Origin of the sequence: Pseudonocardia ailaonensis, assembly GCF_039531635.1 — a bacterium.
Lineage (GTDB): Bacteria > Actinomycetota > Actinomycetes > Mycobacteriales > Pseudonocardiaceae > Pseudonocardia > Pseudonocardia ailaonensis.
In genome coordinates this window covers 882728-897956 of sequence record NZ_BAAAQK010000005.1, presented here as the reverse complement: position 1 = coordinate 897956, position 15229 = coordinate 882728, and the positions used below count along the sequence as shown (strand labels likewise).

Here is a 15229-nt window from a genome sequence, read left to right as displayed (position 1 = left end):
CCGAGGAGACCACCGTGGGCCGCATCGACCTCCGGGTCGCGGAGCACATCGCGACGATCACCCTGGACAACCCCGCCAAGCGCAACGCCGTCGACGCCCCGATGCGCGAGGGCCTGCGCGCCGCGTACGAGCGCGTCGAGCACGACGACGACATCCGGGTCGCCGTGATCCGGGGGGCCGGCGACAAGGCCTTCAGCTCCGGCGGCGACATCGACGGCTACCACCAGGTCGACGCGTTCGGGCCCGAGGGCGGCGGGGTGCCGCCGATCCCCCGCCCCTGGCCGATCTGGAAGCCCTTCATCGCCGCCATCACCGGGTACGCCGTCGGCGGCGGCTTCGCTCTCGCCCTGGCCTGCGACCTGCGGGTGGTCGGCCGGAACGCGACGATCGGCCCGTCCGGGCTGCGCCGGGGCGCGGTCCAGGGCGCGCAGCAGAGCCAGCGGCTGAGCAGGCTGGTCGGGACGAGCAAGGCACTCGAGCTGTTACTGCTGTCGAAGTACGTCAGCGGCGAGGAGGCCGCGAGCTTCGGGCTCGCCCAGGCGGTCGTCGACGACGACGCGGTCATGGACACCGCGACGGAATGGGCGCGCACGATCGCCGGGTACAGCCCGTGGGCGGTGCAGCGCACCAAGCAGCTCGTCTACGAGGGCCAGCACCTCCCGCTCGACGAGGCCTTCGCGTGGGAGGAGCAGGTCGCCGCGGAGGGCTACCGCTCGGCCGACGCGCTGGCCGGCTTCCGGGCGTTCACCGAGGGCACGGCGTCGTCGTGACGGGTCCCCTCGCGGGGACGCGGGTGGTGCACCTGGCCTCCCTCGGTCCCGGCCCCTACGCCGCGATGCTGCTCGCCGACCTCGGCGCCGACGTCGTGGTGGTCGACCGCACCGCGGCGATGACCACCTCGGTCCCGGCGGACCGCGACCCGCGCCGCCGCGGCCAGCGCAGCATCCGCCTCGACCTCACGCGGCCGGACTCCCGCGCCGTGCTCGACGAGCTCCTGACCGGCGCCGACGTGCTGATCGAGGGCATGCGCCCCGGTGCCGCCGAACGTCTCGGCCTGGGCCCGGAGCGGCTGCTCGAGCTGAACCCCGGGCTCGTCTACGCACGGATGACCGGCTGGGGCCAGGACGGGCCGCTCGCCGCACGGGCCGGGCACGACATCAACTACATCGGCCTGACCGGCGCCCTGCACGCCATGGGGGACGCGGACCGGCCGCCGCCGGTGCCGCTCAACCTGCTCGGTGACTACGCGGGTGGCGGGACCTTCCTCGTGATCGGGGTGCTCGCCGCGCTTCTCGAGCGGCGGTCGTCCGGGCGCGGGCAGGTCGTCGACGGCGCGATCGTCGACGGCGCGGGATCGCTCACGGCCGCGACCCTCGGCATGCTGGCCACCGACCGCTGGCACGCTCGCGGGACGAACGTGCTCGACGGCGGGGTCCCCTGGTACCGGACCTACCGCACCGCAGACGGTGGGTACGTCGCCGTCGGGGCGATCGAGCCGAAGTTCTACGTCGAGCTCCTCACGAGGTTGGACCTGGACCCCGCCGGCTATCCGCGGGACGAGCCCGCCACCGCGGACCGGCTCGCGCAGATCCTCACCGCCCGCTTCGCCTCCGCGGACCGCGCCCACTGGGAGTCGGTCTTCGCCGACAGCGACGCGTGCGTGACACCCGTGCTCACCTTCGCCGAGGCGACGGAGCATCCCCACCAGCGCGAGCGCGCCGGCTACCTCGACCTCGCGGGCGTCCGGCAGCCGGCCCCCGCGCCGCGGCTGTCCCGGACTCCCGCCCCGGTCCCCGCCGCGCCGCCCGGCCTCGGGGCGCACACCGACGAGCTGCTCCGCGAGCTCGGCCGGTCCGCGGCGGAGATCACCGCCCTGCACCGGGACGGGGCCGTGGCATGACCGACACGATGCCGCGCGGGGAGGTCCTGCGCGAGGTCCCCGCGGACGCGGGCGACACCCGGATGGGAGCCTTCGCCCGTGCCGTCGGCCGGGAGTCCTACGCCGACCTGTGGCGGTGGTCCGTGGACTCCCCCGCCGCCTTCTGGGGCGCGGTGATCGACTTCTTCGACCTCCGCATCTCCGGCGGCGGCCCGGTGCTCGCCGACGCCACGATGCCCGGGGCACGCTGGCTCCCCGGCGCTCGCCTGTCGTACCCCGAGCACGCCCTGCGGGCGGAGTGGACGGGTCCCGCGGTCGTCGGGCTCTCCCAGACCCGGGACCGCGTGGAGCTGAGCTTCGCCGAGCTGCGCGACCAGGTCGCCCGGTGCCGAGCGGGGCTGCTGCGCCTCGGCGTCGAGCCGGGCGACCGGATCGCCGGGTACCTGCCGCACGTCCCGGAGGCCGTCGTGGCGTTCCTCGCCGCGGCGTCCCTCGGCGCGATCTGGGTCGCGTGCCCGCCGGAGTTCGGCACCCGCGCGGTGGTCGACCGGCTCGGCCAGGTCGAGCCCGTCGTGCTGATCGCGGTCGACGGACACACCTACGGCGCCAAGGAGATCGACCGCACGGCCCAGATCGCCGGAGTCCGTGCGGCACTTCCGTCGCTGCGGGCCACGGTCACGATCCCGTACCTCCGCGGCGCGGCGGTACCCGCCGACACCCTGGCGTGGGCGGACCTGCTCGCCGACCCCGGGCCGCTCGAGTTCGCCGCGGTCCCGTTCGACCATCCCCTCTACGTCCTGTTCAGCTCGGGGACCACGGGGCTGCCGAAGGCGATCGTGCACGGACACGGCGGCATCCTGCTCGAGCACGCGAAGGCGCTCGGCCTGCACAACGACGTCCGACGCGGGGACCGCTTCCACTGGTTCTCGACCACCGGCTGGATGATGTGGAACTACGCGGTCTCCGCCCTGCTGCACGGCGCCACCGTGGTCTGCTTCGACGGGAACCCCGCGTGGCCGGGCCCCGACGCGCTCTGGGCCATGGCGGCGCGGGAACGGCTGACGTACTTCGGGGCCTCGGCCTCGTTCCTCATGGGCTGTCGCGGGGCCGAGCAGGATCCGACCGCCGGGCACGACCTCAGCAGCCTGCGCGGCATCGGGTCCACGGGATCACCGCTGCCCGCCGAGGGATACCGCTGGGTGCACGAGCGGTTCGGACCCGGTGTCCTCCTGAACTCCGCCTCCGGCGGGACGGACGTGTGCTCCGCCTTCGTCGGCGCCTCGCCGCTGCTGCCGGTCCGTGCTGGGGAGATCGCCGGTCCGATGCTCGGCTGCCGGGTGGCGGCCTTCGACGACACGGGACACCCCGTCGTCGACACGCCGGGCGAGCTGGTCCTGACCGCCCCGCTCCCGTCGATGCCGGTGGGGCTCTGGGGCGACATCGACGGCAGCCGCCTGCGTGCGGCCTACTTCGCGCGGTTCCCCGGTGTCTGGGCGCAGGGTGACTGGATCACCCTGCACGGCGACGGCGGCTGTGTGATCAGCGGACGGTCCGACTCGACGCTCAACCGCGGGGGCGTCCGCCTCGGGACCTCCGACTTCTACGCCGTCGTCGAGGACGTCGCCGGCATCGCGGACAGCCTGGTCGTGCACCTCGAGGACCCCGCGGGCGGCCCCGGCAGCCTGCTGCTGTTCGTGGTCCCCCGACCGGGCACGGTCCTCGACGACGCCCTGCGCGCCGACATCGCCGGTCGGCTCCGCAGCGAGATGTCACCCCGGCACGTACCGGACGAGATCGTCGCGCTGGCGGCCCTGCCCCGGACACTGTCGGGGAAGAAGCTCGAGACCCCGGTGAAGCGGCTGCTCGGTGGCGCCGAACCGGACGAGGTCGCCGCCCGCGAGAGCCTCGTCCACCCCGACGCCCTGGCCGCGATCCGCGAATGGCGGGACCGTCACCCCCAGCTCGGTCCCCGAACGGCCCAGCACCACAGGAGGAGCGGCCATGCCGGACAGCTACCTTGACTCCATCCCGCCCCGCGACCTCACCCTGGGACGGTTGCTGGGACGCCGGGCCGCCGAGGACCCGGACGGGGTCTTCTTCTCCTGGGCCGAGGCCACGACGACGTTCCGCGGGTTCGAGACCGACGTCGACCGGATGGCGGCCCGGCTGGTGGCCGAGGGCATCGGCGCGGGCACGCACGTGGCGGTCCTGATGGACAGCAGCCCGGACTACCTCACTCTCTGGTTCGCCCTCGCCAGGGTCGGCGCCGTCGAGATCCCGATCAACACCGCCTACCTGGGAGACGTGCTCAGCCACCAGCTGACGCTCAGTGCCGCCACGGTCTGCGTCGCGGACGCCGCGTACGCCGAGCGGATCGGGCAGGTCGCCTCCGAGCTGCCCGGACTCGAGCGGCTCTACGTCCGCGGTCGGGCCCCGGCCGTCGCCGGTCCGCCCTGTCGTGACTTCGCCGACCTGCTCACCGGGACGGCGGACGCCGCTCCCACCGTCGAGGTCGGGCACGACGAGACCGCCGGGATCATCTTCACCTCCGGCACCACCGGCCCGTCCAAGGGCGTGCTGCTGAGCCACCACTACCTCGCCGCGTACGGGACGATGTACGCGGACATCAACGGCCTGCGCCCCGACGACGTGCTGCTCAACTTCCTGCCGTTCTTCCACGTCGGCGCCAAGTTCCTGACCATCGCGACGCTGGTCTGCGGCGGCCGGATGCGCCTGCTCCCGCGGCTGAGCATCAGCACCTTCCTCGACGAGGTGAGCACCCACGGCGTCACGAACTTCGTGGCCGTCGGTGGGGTGTGCAACATGCTGCTGTCCAAGCCGCCCCGGGCGGACGACGCCCGGAGCAGCATCCGCACGATCTACGCCGTCCCGGATCCCGCCGACATCCACGAGGAGATGGAGCGCCGCTTCGGTTGCCGCATGACGACCGTCTACGGCTCCACCGAGGTGGGCCTGCCGATCTTCCGCGGGATCGACGACGACTACCGGCCGGGATCGTGCGGGCGGCAGAGCCCGTACTACGAGGTCCGGATCGTCGACGAGCAGGACAACGAGCTCCCCGTCGGTGAGCCGGGCGAGCTCGTGATCCGCCCTCGGCGCCCGTTCCTGGTCGGCTCCGGCTACATCGGCATGCCGGAGCGCACCGTGGAGGCGTGGCGCAACCTCTGGCTGCACTCGGGTGACCGCGGCCGCATCGACGCCGACGGCTGGTTCTACTTCGAGGACCGGGCGACCGACTCGCTGCGGCGGCGGGGCGAGAACATCTCGTCCTTCGAGGTCGAGACGCTGGTGACCGGCCATCCCGCCGTCGCCGAGGCGATCGCGGTGGCCGCCGCGGCCGACGTCGGCGAGGACGACGTGTGGGTGCTGGTCACCCTGCGGGACGGCATGTCCGTGGGGCCGGAGGAGCTGCTCCGCTACTGCGCCGAGAAGATGCCCTACTTCATGGTGCCCCGATACCTGGACTTCGTGGAGGACTTCCCGCGCACCCCGACCGCGAAGGTCGAGAAGTACAAGCTGCGGGCCGCGGGCCCCGGCCCGACGAGCTGGGACCGCGACGCCCACGGCTGGCGGGTCACCCGCGAGGGCCTGGTCCGCACGGTGGGTGCCGACCTCCTCGGGAGCCGATGATGCACGAACGGCACGTGCGCCGGGACCGCTCCCTGGAGGTCGAGCCACTCGGCGACGGGGTGTTCGCCTTCGAGGCCCGGCTGACCGACGCCTCGCACGGCGGCCACCACGATCCGCCCTCCGACACGGCCACGATCCACGACTTCCGGATCGTCGGCGAGGTCCGCGGGACCGATCTCGTCCTCGGCCGGCTCGAGGTGGAGGCCCTCACCCACCCGTACCCGGGCTGCCCGTTCATCCTCCCGGCCTGCGACGCGCTGGTCGGTGCGTCGCTGGCGTCGGGCTGGCGCCACGAGGTCCTCCGGCGCCTGCGGGGCCCCTCGGGCTGCACCCACGTGGTCTCCCTGCTGCTCGGCCTCACCGAGCTGACGACCCTGACCTTCTTCCTGCGCATCAACGAGTCCGTCCCCTACGGCGCCGCCCACCGCGCCGCAGGGGACTGGAACGCGGCCGGGCTCGACGCCGTCCCGGACCTCGGCGACGCCTGCCACGTCCTGACGACCGACGGCCCCGTGCTCAGCCTCGCCCGCGAACGCCGAGCCGCCCGCCCCGGGACCATCCCTCTCTCCGCAAAGGACCCCCATGTCTGATCCCGACGAGTTCGCCACCGTCGCCACCACGTGGTTGGACGCGCTGAACGCCGGATGGGCGAGCCAGGACCCGACCGAGATCTCGGCGCTGTTCGAGTCGGACGGCTACTGGAAGGACATCGTCGCGTTCACCTGGGCCTACCGGACCTTCAGCGGCACCGACGAGATCGAACGCGCCTTCAAGCTCACGCTCGGCGAGACCCGCCCCCGCAACGCGCGCCTCGCCCCCGACCGGACCGCACCCCGGTTCGTGAAGCGGTCCGGCCGACCGATGATCGAGGCCTACTTCGACTTCGACACCGAGGCCGGCCGTGGGACCGGGTTCGTCCGGCTCCCCTTCACCCCGGACGCGCCGGCCACTCCGCGGGCGTGGATCCTGCTCACCACGCTCCAGGAGCTCGCGGGCGCGCCCCTGCGGATCGGGGCGCACCGACCGACCGGTGTCGAGTTCTCGGAGAGCTTCAGCGGCGACAACTGGCTCGACCAGCGGGTCGCCCGCCGGTCCTACGAGGACCGCGATCCCGAGGTCCTGATCGTCGGGGGCGGGCAGTCCGGGCTGATCCTCGCCGCGCGGCTCGGTCTGATGGGGGTCGACGTCCTCGTCGTCGAGCGCCACGCCCGGATCGGCGACAACTGGCGGGAGCGGTACCACTCGCTGACCCTGCACAACGAGGTCTGGGCGAACTCCCTGCCCTACATGCCGTTCCCCCCGAACTGGCCCACCTTCGTGCCCAAGGACAAGCTGGCGGGCTGGCTCGAGGCCTATGCCGAGTTCATGGAGCTCAACGTCTGGACCGGCACGACGTTCGCGGGTGGCGACTACGACGAGGACTCCCGGAGCTGGACCGTGACCCTCACCCGGGCGGACGGCACCGAGCGCACCGTGCGCTGCCCGCACCTGGTCCTCGCGACCGGCGGCAGCAGCGGAGTCCCGAACATGCCCCGGCTGCCCGGGCTGGACGACTTCCGGGGCGAGGTCCTGCACTCCAGCGCCTTCGGCAGCGGCACCTCCTACACGGGCAGGAAGGCCGTCGTCTTCGGCACCGGCAACAGCGGCCACGACGTCGCGCAGGACCTGCACGCCAACGGCGCCGCGGAGGTCACGATCATCCAGCGCAGCCCGACCTGCGTGGTCAGCCTCGTCCCCAGCGGCACGATGGTCTACGCGCTCTACTCCGAGGGCCCCTCCAACGACGACATCGACCTGATCACCGCCGCCATTCCCTACCCGGTGCTGCGGGACACCTACCAGTGGCTGACCGAGCGGACCTGCGCGCTCGACGCCGAGCTGCTCGGCAGGCTCGACGCGGTCGGGTTCGAGACCGACTACGAGCCCGACCGCACCGGATTCCACATGAAGTACCTGCGCAAGGGCGGGGGCTACTACATCAACGTGGGGTGCTCGGACCTCATCGCCGAGGGCGAGATCGCCCTGCGCCACGCCCGTGACCTCGACCGGTTCGACGCCGCCGGGCTCCGCTTCGCCGACGGCAGCACCGTCGAGGCGGACGTCGTCGTGCTCGCGACCGGGTACGACAACCTGCAGGAGGGCGTCCGGCGGCTGCTCGGCGACGAGGTCGCCGAACGCGTCGGCCCCATCTGGGGCTTCGACGACCACGGCGCGATGCGCAACATGTGGATGCGCACCCCCCAACCGGGTTTCTGGGTCATGGGCGGGTCCCTGATCGACGCCCGCCTCCACTCGACGTTCCTCGCCGTGCAGATCAAGGCCGAGCTCGACGGGCTGTTCCCGGACGAGCTGCCCGTCTGAGACGCGACACCGGAGACGGAGGGAGGTGACCGACACCGTGGCGACGAACCGACCCGCTGTTCAACAAGTTGGACGATCGTCTCACTTGTCGGATACTCACCGAACGACCCCGCTGCTGGGCGGGCGACCAGCCCGAGGAGCCCCGCTCGATGACCGACCTCACCTCCGCACTCCGTCCGGTGGCGATCCTCGAATACCTGGCCGCCCACCCGGACGGAGCAGCCCTGCGGGACATCCGCGACGAGCTCGACCTCCCCCGCAGCTCCGTCTGGCTCCTCGTCCGCCAGCTCGTCGAGGGCGGCTACGTCCACCGGGTCGACGACACGCGGTTCACCGTGGGCTCTCGCCTGCTCCGGATGGGCCTGAACGTCTACCAGATCGCCAGCATGGGCGGCGACGGCCGGATGTACCTGCAGAGCCTCTCGTCCGAGACCGGCCTCGACGTCTACCTGGCCATCCGGACCGGTGACAACGTCGTCTACGCCGACCGGGTGTTCGGCGCCAACTCGGTGCAGATCCGGCACCGGCTCGGCGAACCGCGCTCACTGCACGCGAGCGCGGCGGGGAAGCTCTTCCTGGCCTTCGACGAGGACGGCCTGTGGGAACGGCGGATCGACGGCCGGACCCTCGAGTCGTTCACCCCCCACACGCTCGTCGACCACGACGCGCTGCGCGCGCAGCTCGCCGAGGCCCGCCTGCGCGGCTATGTCGACGTGCGCGACGAGGTCCTGACGAGCATCTGCAGCATCGGAGCCATGTCGTTCGACCCGGACGGCTCACCGTGGGGCGCGGTCGTCGTCTCGGCCCACGAGTCCGACCTCGGTGACCGGCACGACGAGGTGCTGGCGACCCTGCTGGAGACGGTCCGTCAGCTCACCGCGGCACGTTCGGCGATCGGCGCCGGCGCCCGCTGACCACGACCCACCGGGCGGGCCGGCTCGCACGAGCCTGCTCGCTCCCTCCACTGTGGCCTCGGAACGGCCTCGCGGGGGCTTGTTGACACGAACGCTCGACACTGCTTCAGTTCCATCCAAGATAGTGCTTGCGCGTCCAACATATTGGACAGCGTCCGCTGTCCGTCCACTCCTCACACCGGAGGCGCTCGACGATGAGCAGACCCACGCACGACCTGACCGTCCCGTCCGGAGACGATCTCCCCGAGGGCGCCACCCCGGGGAACGAGGCAGGCCCCAGCCGACGACGCGTCGTCCTCTCGGCGAGTGCGGGCACCTTCGTCGAGTACTACGACTTCGCCATCTACGGCGCGTTCGCGACCACGCTGGCGCAGGTCTTCTTCCCGCAGCAGGACCCCACGGCCGCCCTGCTCAGCACGTTCGCGGTGTTCGCGGGGGCGTTCGTCGCCCGCCCGCTCGGCGGACTGATCTGGGGCCCGCTCGGAGATCGCATCGGCCGCCAGCGCACCCTCGTCATCACGATCACGGTGATGACGATCGCCACGATCGTCATCGGCCTCATCCCCAGCCACGCGTCGATCGGAGCGCTGGCTCCCGTCCTGCTCGTGGTGATGCGTCTGGTGCAGGGCCTGTCGGCGGGCGGTGAGATGCCCGGCGCCGCGATCTTCGTCGGCGAGCACTCCCCCGCCCGGCGCCGCGGGTACCTGGCGAGCTGGCTGCAGGTGTCGAACGTGGTCGCGCTGCTGACCGGCATCCTGATCGCCGCGATCCTCACGGGGTTGCTCTCCCCCGAGGACCTCCAGTCGTGGGGATGGCGGATCCCGTTCTTCATCGCGGCCCCCCTCGGCCTGATCGGCCTCTACGTCCGGCGACGCGTCGAGGACACCCCCAGCTTCACCGCGCTGAAGGAGGCAGGTGGCACCGCCCGCAGCCCGATCCGCGACCTGTTCGCCGGGGGCCACCTCAAGCCGTTCCTGCTGGCGATGGCGCTCGCGACCCCGACCACGGTCCCCTACTACCTGCTGATGACCTACATGCCGACCTTCTTCCGGACCGGGCTGAAGTTCAGCCAGGCGCAGGGCCTGTGGGCAGTGGTGGCCGCGGGCGCCGTCCTCCTCGCCGTCATCCCCTTCGCGGGCAGGCTGTCCGACCGGATCGGGCGCAGGCGGGCCCTGATGACGGCGTGCCTCGCGTTCTTCGTCCTCACCTTCCCGGCCTGGGCCCTTCTGACGTCCGGCCATTTCGCCCTCGCCGTGCTCGGCATGATGGTGCTGTCGGTGCCGTGCGGCCTGGCGATGGGGAACCTGCTCGCCGCCGCCATCGAACAGTTCCCGACCGCGGTCCGCTACACCGGTTTCGCGCTGTCCCTGGGGGTCTCCGTCGCCCTCTTCTCCGGGACCGCGCCGTACGTCTCCGCGGCCCTCGTCAGCGGCACGGGGAGCCTGTACGCCCCCGCGTTCTACCTGGTCGGCGTGGTGTTGCTGCCGTTCCTCGCCTCCTTCGCGCTCCGGGACACCTCCCGACGGCCGCTGGCGGACTGAGCCGACCCGACACACCGGGAAGTGCCGGGCGGACCGAGTCCGCCCGGCATTTCGCCGCGCCCGGAACACGAGCGGAAATGCGCACGGAAAGCGACGGGGCCGCCGGTTGACAAGGTCGAAAATCGGACCGTAGCCTCGATCCAAGATGATGGATATGCGTCCAGCATATTAGCTATCGCGGATGGGACGTCACGATGAAGTTCGGCATCATGCACCTCTTCCAGCAGGACCCGACCACCGATCCCGTCAAGCAGGCCGGCGCGGTGATCCGGGAGTCCATCGCGCAGTGCGTCTACGCGGAGGAGCTCGGCTTCGACTCCGTCTGGCTCGCCGAGCACCACTTCAACCCGTACGGCCTCGTCGGGAGCCCGCTGATCGCCGCGGGCGCCGTCGCCGCCGCGACGGAGCGCATCCGGATCGGCACCGCGGTCCTCGTCCTGCCGTTCTACAACCCGCTGCGGCTCGCCGAGGACTGCGCGCTGGTGGACCAGATCAGCGAGGGACGCCTGGACGTCGGGTTCGGGCGCGGCTACCAGCCTGCCGAGTTCCGCAGGCTCGGCGTGCCGCAGTCCGAGGCGCGGGCCCGCACAGAAGAGGCGGTCGAGATCCTGAAGCTGGCCTGGACCCAGGACCAGTTCGACTTCCACGGGAAGTTCTGGAACATCGACGGGGCGACCATCCTGCCCAAGCCGGTCCAGGACCCGCACCCGTCCCTCTACCAGGCAGCCAGCAGCATCGACACGTTCACGATCGCGGGCGCCACGGGGAGCCGGATCCTGACCAGCCCGAACTTCACCCCGCTGCGCACCGTCAAGAAGCAGTTCGGGGCCTATGTGGATGCGCTGGTCGAGGGCGGGCACGATCCTCGGGACTTCGACCGGCCGATGCTGCAGCAGACCTACGTCGGCGACACGGCGGCGGACGCGTTCGACACCCCGCGCCCCTACGTCGACCTCATGGACCGGATGAAGCGGACGCTGCTCCCCGGCGCGAACGGTGAGGCCATCGCCGAGGGCTACGAGAGCTGGGCGCGCATCGCGGCGGGGATCGGGGACTCCGACTACAGCCAGCGCTTCTCGGAGGGTGGGATGCTCGGCACCGCCGCGGACATCCGGGAGCGGCTGACCCGGCTGCGCGACGAGGTCGGGGTCACCGAGTTCATCTGCCAGTTCAACTTCGGCGGGATGCCCGCAGACCTGGTCCGGCGCTCGATGAAGCGCTTCGCCGACGACGTCATGCCGCACTTCCAGTAGTCCCACCACCCCGAAGGGAGACGCCGATGACGCCGTCGGTCACCGCAGTGCCCGCGGACACCCGCCCGACCAGGGCCACCCGGATGGACTGGCTCTCGGGCGTGCGCGTCGCGCGGATCGGGACGTCCCGGTCGTCGGACACCGCCGCTCGCGTGCTGGAGCAGTTCGGCGCGACCGTCTCGACGGTGCCGGGTGGTGCCGACCCCCTCGCGCTGCACGGCGCGGACATCGTCCTGGTCGACCGCGTCGCAGGCCCGACGGCGCTGCCGGGCCTCGGTGAGGCTCCCGCGGCCGAGTACCTCGCGCACGTCGGGCGGCACAACCGCGCGGTCTGGGTGACCGCGACCGCGTACGGGCTCACCGGCTCCCGCGCCGATGCCGTGGGGTCGGACCTGACCCTGCTGGCGGCAGGCGGGGTCCTCGGCCACTCGCGCATTTCCGGTGACCACGCCCCCACCCTGCCGGCCGGGTCGATCGCGCTGACCCTGCTCGGGGACGTGCTCGCGCTCGCCGCCCTGCACGGCCTGCACAACCTCCGCAGCACCGGCGAGCCCGTGCACGTCGACGTCTCGGCCCAGGCAGCGGTGATCGCGACCGGGCTCTCGCTCGAGATGGCGCACGCCCTGATGGACTGCCCGGACGAGGGCGGGAGCGCCCGCTACGGCGCGCCGACGGGCTTCTTCGACTGCCGGGACGGCGCGGTCTACGTCGTCGTCCTCGAGCAGCACCAGTGGCGCGGCCTGGAGGCCTGCCTCGGCGAGGGGCTCGCCGGCATCACCACGGTGGAGGCCGCGCGCACCGCGGCCGACCGGGTCAACGCGGCCATGGCCGCGTGGGCGTCGACCCGCAGCGCCGAGGAGTGCGAACGGATCCTGCAGGAGGCGGGGGTGCCCTGCACCGCGGTGAACGACGCGGCCACGCTGCTCGCCCGGTCCGCGGAGGCGGGTCGCCCGCTGGACCTCCGACCGGACGCCGGGCCCGGCATGCCCGCGCTGCTGACCGCGAGTGGTGCGGCGACCGGGCCCGTCACTCCGGTACCGCTGTCGGACCTGCGGGTGCTCGACGCGGGGCACGTCCTCGCCGTCCCGTTGGCGTCCGCCTGGCTGGGGGCCATGGGCGCGCGGGTGACCAAGCTGGAGGACCCGGAGCGGCTCGACGTGTACCGGCGCCGGGGCCCGTTCGCCGGGGGCGTCCCCGGGCCGGACCGGAGCGCCTACTTCAACGCGATCAACTACAACAAGGAGTCCACCGACCTGACCTTCACGGACGGGGTGAGCGATCTGGACCCGACCGCCCACGACGTGATCGTGCAGAACCTGAGCCCGCGGCGGGCCCGTGCGGTCGGCGTCGACGCCGCCTCGGTCCTGGCCCGTCCCGGCCGGCGGCTCGTCGTGTCCTCCAGCGGTTTCGGCGCCCACGGCGCGTGGGCGGACTACCGCGCCTACGGGCACAACATCCATGCCTTCGCCGGTCTGGTCGCGGCGACGCGGGACGCCGAGGGCGCGATGGCGGACGTCGGCACCCCCTGGTGCGACCCGCTGACCAGCGTCGCGCTCGTCACCTGGGTCACGGCGTGGTCGCTGTCCACGGATCCCGACGCCACCGCGGTGGACCTGTCCATGGCCGAGACCATGGTCAGTCACCTCTCGGGGCTCATCGGCGTCGACGCGGAGCTCGAGTACACCCAGCCCCCCGAGGGCGCGGACCTGTGCCTGCGGGTGCGGGACGGCGGCGGTCTGCTGGCCGTGTCCCTGCGCGACGAGGCCGAGCGTGCCCGGTTGGCGGAGTTCCTCGGCGTGGCCGTGCCGAGCCCGGCGCGCCGCGGCGGGCTGGTCGACGTCCGGCCGCGGCGCGCCGACACCGACGCGGAGATCGAGCGGCGGCTGCGGGATCTCGGGCTCGCCGTGAGCCTCGTGCACACCGCGCCCGAGCTCGCCCGGGACGACTTCGTGCGCAGCACCGGCCTCTACGCCTCGGTCGAGAGCGCCGCACTGGGCCGCTACGAGGTCGTCGGGCTGCCGTGGCGGTTCGTCGATCGGCCGCGGGCCGTGCTGCGGGCGGCGCCCGAGCGGGAGGGCCGCCCGTGACCGGCACGACGGCACCCGCCCGGCACCGCGAGGTGACCTACGAACGCGGCGCGAACGGCGTCGGGTACCTCGTGCTGCGCCGCCCGGACAAGCTCAACGCCGTGCACCGCAGCATGATGGGCGACCTCACGGAGGCCTTCGCCGCCTTCCACGGCGACGACGCGGCGGCCGTGGCCGTGCTCCGCGGGGAGGGCCGGGCCTTCTGCGCGGGCGCGGACGTGGCGGCCCGCGCCGCCGCGGACGGGCCGCCGGCGCCGGGCGAGGACCTCTCCCGGCTGCCCGACCTCTTCCTCGCCCGCGACGCGGTCAAGCCGATCGTCGCCGCCGCGCACGGCCACGTCGTCGGGATGGGCCTGCGGATGGTGCTGCTCGCCGACCTCGCGCTCTGCACGGCGACCACCCGGTTCCGCGCGCCCGAGGTCGGGCAGGGCCTCGACGGCGGCCCCTACTGGTGGCTGCTCCAGGCCAGGGCGGGAGACGCCTTCGCCACCCACGCCGTCGCGACGGGACGCGAATGGTCCGGGGCGGAGGCCGAGCGGCGCGGCCTCGTCACGCGGTGCGTCGCGGAGGATGCCCTGACCACCGAGGCGGAAGGGCTCGCCGCGGCCCTCGCCGCCCAGCCGCGACGCGCGCTCACCGCGCTGGTGGACACCCGCCGACAGGCACTGCGCGACGTGGAACTCACCGCCTGGCGGGCCCGGATGCGCACCGGGACGACCCGATGAAGGGGGAGAACGTGGCGCTGGTCGAGTACCGCCCGGGCGGCCGGGTCGGGGAGATCGTCCTCAACAACCCGGCGCGAAGGAACGCGCTCTCGCCGGAGATGCTCGACGGACTCGGTGCGGCCCTCGACGGTCTGCTCGCCGACGACGCCGCCCGGGTCGGGATCGTCCGGGGCGAGGGGCCCAGCTTCTGCTCGGGCGTCGACGTCGGGGCCGGCTCCCGGTACGGCACGCTCACCGGTCCCCAGGACCATGCCCGCCTGCACCGGATGGCCTCGCTCTGGCTGCGGTTCTGGGACTCCCCGAAGCCTATCCTCGCCCAGGTCCACGGCCACTGCCTCGCCGGCGCGCTGCAGCTACCGCTGTCCTGCGACATCGTCTGCGTGGCCGACGACGCCGTGATCGGCGGACCCAAGCTCCCGATGGGCGGGGGCTGGATCGGCCCGATGCTCGCCCACCGGATCGGACCGCAGCAGGCCAAGGTGTTCGCCTTCCAGGTCGGGCGCGAGCTCACCGGCCGCGAGGCCAGGGACGCCGGGTTCGCGGCGCTGTCGGTGCCCGCCGCCGACCTGCCCGGCGAGACCCGCGCGCTCGCCGAACGCATCGCGCTGATGCCCCCGGACCTGCTGCGCATCGAGAAGGAGTCGATCAACGCCATGGCGGACGCGGCAGGATTCCGCGCCTCGGTCCTGCAGGGGATCGTGTGGGACGCGCTCGCCCACACCTCGGAGGGTGTCGCCGAGGCCCGCGCGATGATCGCGGCCAAGGGTGTGAAGGGCGCGATCGCCGAGTACGGCGGGGCACGTCCGTGAGGTCCGTCC

General features: G+C 72.9%; 12 protein-coding genes. All 12 read left to right on the top strand.

Annotated elements, in window-relative coordinates; translation table 11 throughout:
- Positions 1-14: 14 nt before the first annotated feature.
- Positions 15-770 (top strand): enoyl-CoA hydratase/isomerase family protein, encoded by a 756-nt coding sequence (locus ABD324_RS13050; protein ID WP_344415965.1) that lies wholly within the window; start codon positions 15-17, stop codon positions 768-770.
- Positions 767-1900: a CaiB/BaiF CoA transferase family protein gene (locus ABD324_RS13045; protein ID WP_344415963.1), complete on the top strand. Its 1134-nt coding sequence runs from the start codon at positions 767-769 to the stop codon at positions 1898-1900. The genes ABD324_RS13050 and ABD324_RS13045 overlap by 4 nt, the downstream gene beginning before the upstream one ends.
- Positions 1897-3900 carry an acetoacetate--CoA ligase gene (locus ABD324_RS13040; protein ID WP_344415961.1) on the top strand — a complete coding sequence of 668 codons (2004 nt, stop codon included), beginning with the start codon at positions 1897-1899 and terminating at the stop codon, positions 3898-3900. Before ABD324_RS13045 ends, ABD324_RS13040 begins: the two co-directional genes overlap by 4 nt.
- Positions 3881-5530 carry an AMP-binding protein gene (locus tag ABD324_RS13035; protein WP_344415959.1) on the top strand — a complete coding sequence of 550 codons (1650 nt, stop codon included), beginning with the start codon at positions 3881-3883 and terminating at the stop codon, positions 5528-5530. Before ABD324_RS13040 ends, ABD324_RS13035 begins: the two co-directional genes overlap by 20 nt.
- Positions 5530-6120, top strand: a complete 591-nt coding sequence (locus tag ABD324_RS13030) for a DUF2889 domain-containing protein (RefSeq protein WP_344415957.1) — start codon at positions 5530-5532, stop codon at positions 6118-6120. The genes ABD324_RS13035 and ABD324_RS13030 overlap by 1 nt, the downstream gene beginning before the upstream one ends.
- Positions 6113-7891: a flavin-containing monooxygenase gene (locus ABD324_RS13025; protein ID WP_344415955.1), complete on the top strand. Its 1779-nt coding sequence runs from the start codon at positions 6113-6115 to the stop codon at positions 7889-7891. Before ABD324_RS13030 ends, ABD324_RS13025 begins: the two co-directional genes overlap by 8 nt.
- Before the next feature lie 149 nt (positions 7892-8040).
- Entirely contained in the window at positions 8041-8805 is a 765-nt protein-coding gene (locus ABD324_RS13020; protein WP_344415953.1) for an IclR family transcriptional regulator, read from the top strand.
- Between the two features lie 194 nt (positions 8806-8999).
- Positions 9000-10346 carry an MFS transporter gene (locus ABD324_RS13015; RefSeq protein WP_344415950.1) on the top strand — a complete coding sequence of 449 codons (1347 nt, stop codon included), beginning with the start codon at positions 9000-9002 and terminating at the stop codon, positions 10344-10346.
- 194 nt (positions 10347-10540) lie between these two features.
- Positions 10541-11599, top strand: coding sequence for an LLM class flavin-dependent oxidoreductase (locus ABD324_RS13010; protein ID WP_344415948.1), 1059 nt, complete (start codon positions 10541-10543; stop codon positions 11597-11599).
- Between the two features lie 26 nt (positions 11600-11625).
- A complete protein-coding gene (locus ABD324_RS13005) occupies positions 11626-13686 on the top strand; it encodes a CoA transferase (RefSeq protein ID WP_344415946.1) in 2061 nt (686 codons plus the stop codon).
- Positions 13683-14411 carry an enoyl-CoA hydratase/isomerase family protein gene (locus tag ABD324_RS13000; protein ID WP_344415943.1) on the top strand — a complete coding sequence of 243 codons (729 nt, stop codon included), beginning with the start codon at positions 13683-13685 and terminating at the stop codon, positions 14409-14411. Before ABD324_RS13005 ends, ABD324_RS13000 begins: the two co-directional genes overlap by 4 nt.
- Entirely contained in the window at positions 14408-15220 is an 813-nt protein-coding gene (locus ABD324_RS12995) for an enoyl-CoA hydratase-related protein (protein WP_344415941.1), read from the top strand. The genes ABD324_RS13000 and ABD324_RS12995 overlap by 4 nt, the downstream gene beginning before the upstream one ends.
- Positions 15221-15229 lie beyond the last annotated feature (9 nt).

Coding starts and splice junctions, on each gene's coding strand:
- ABD324_RS13040 (WP_344415961.1), top strand. CDS start 1,897: ATGACCGACACGATGCCGCGCGGGGAGGTCCTGCGCGAGGTCCCCGCG.
- ABD324_RS13035 (WP_344415959.1), top strand. CDS start 3,881: ATGCCGGACAGCTACCTTGACTCCATCCCGCCCCGCGACCTCACCCTG.
- ABD324_RS13030 (WP_344415957.1), top strand. CDS start 5,530: ATGCACGAACGGCACGTGCGCCGGGACCGCTCCCTGGAGGTCGAGCCA.
- ABD324_RS13025 (WP_344415955.1), top strand. CDS start 6,113: ATGTCTGATCCCGACGAGTTCGCCACCGTCGCCACCACGTGGTTGGAC.
- ABD324_RS13020 (WP_344415953.1), top strand. CDS start 8,041: ATGACCGACCTCACCTCCGCACTCCGTCCGGTGGCGATCCTCGAATAC.
- ABD324_RS13015 (WP_344415950.1), top strand. CDS start 9,000: ATGAGCAGACCCACGCACGACCTGACCGTCCCGTCCGGAGACGATCTC.
- ABD324_RS13010 (WP_344415948.1), top strand. CDS start 10,541: ATGAAGTTCGGCATCATGCACCTCTTCCAGCAGGACCCGACCACCGAT.
- ABD324_RS13005 (WP_344415946.1), top strand. CDS start 11,626: ATGACGCCGTCGGTCACCGCAGTGCCCGCGGACACCCGCCCGACCAGG.
- ABD324_RS12995 (WP_344415941.1), top strand. CDS start 14,408: ATGAAGGGGGAGAACGTGGCGCTGGTCGAGTACCGCCCGGGCGGCCGG.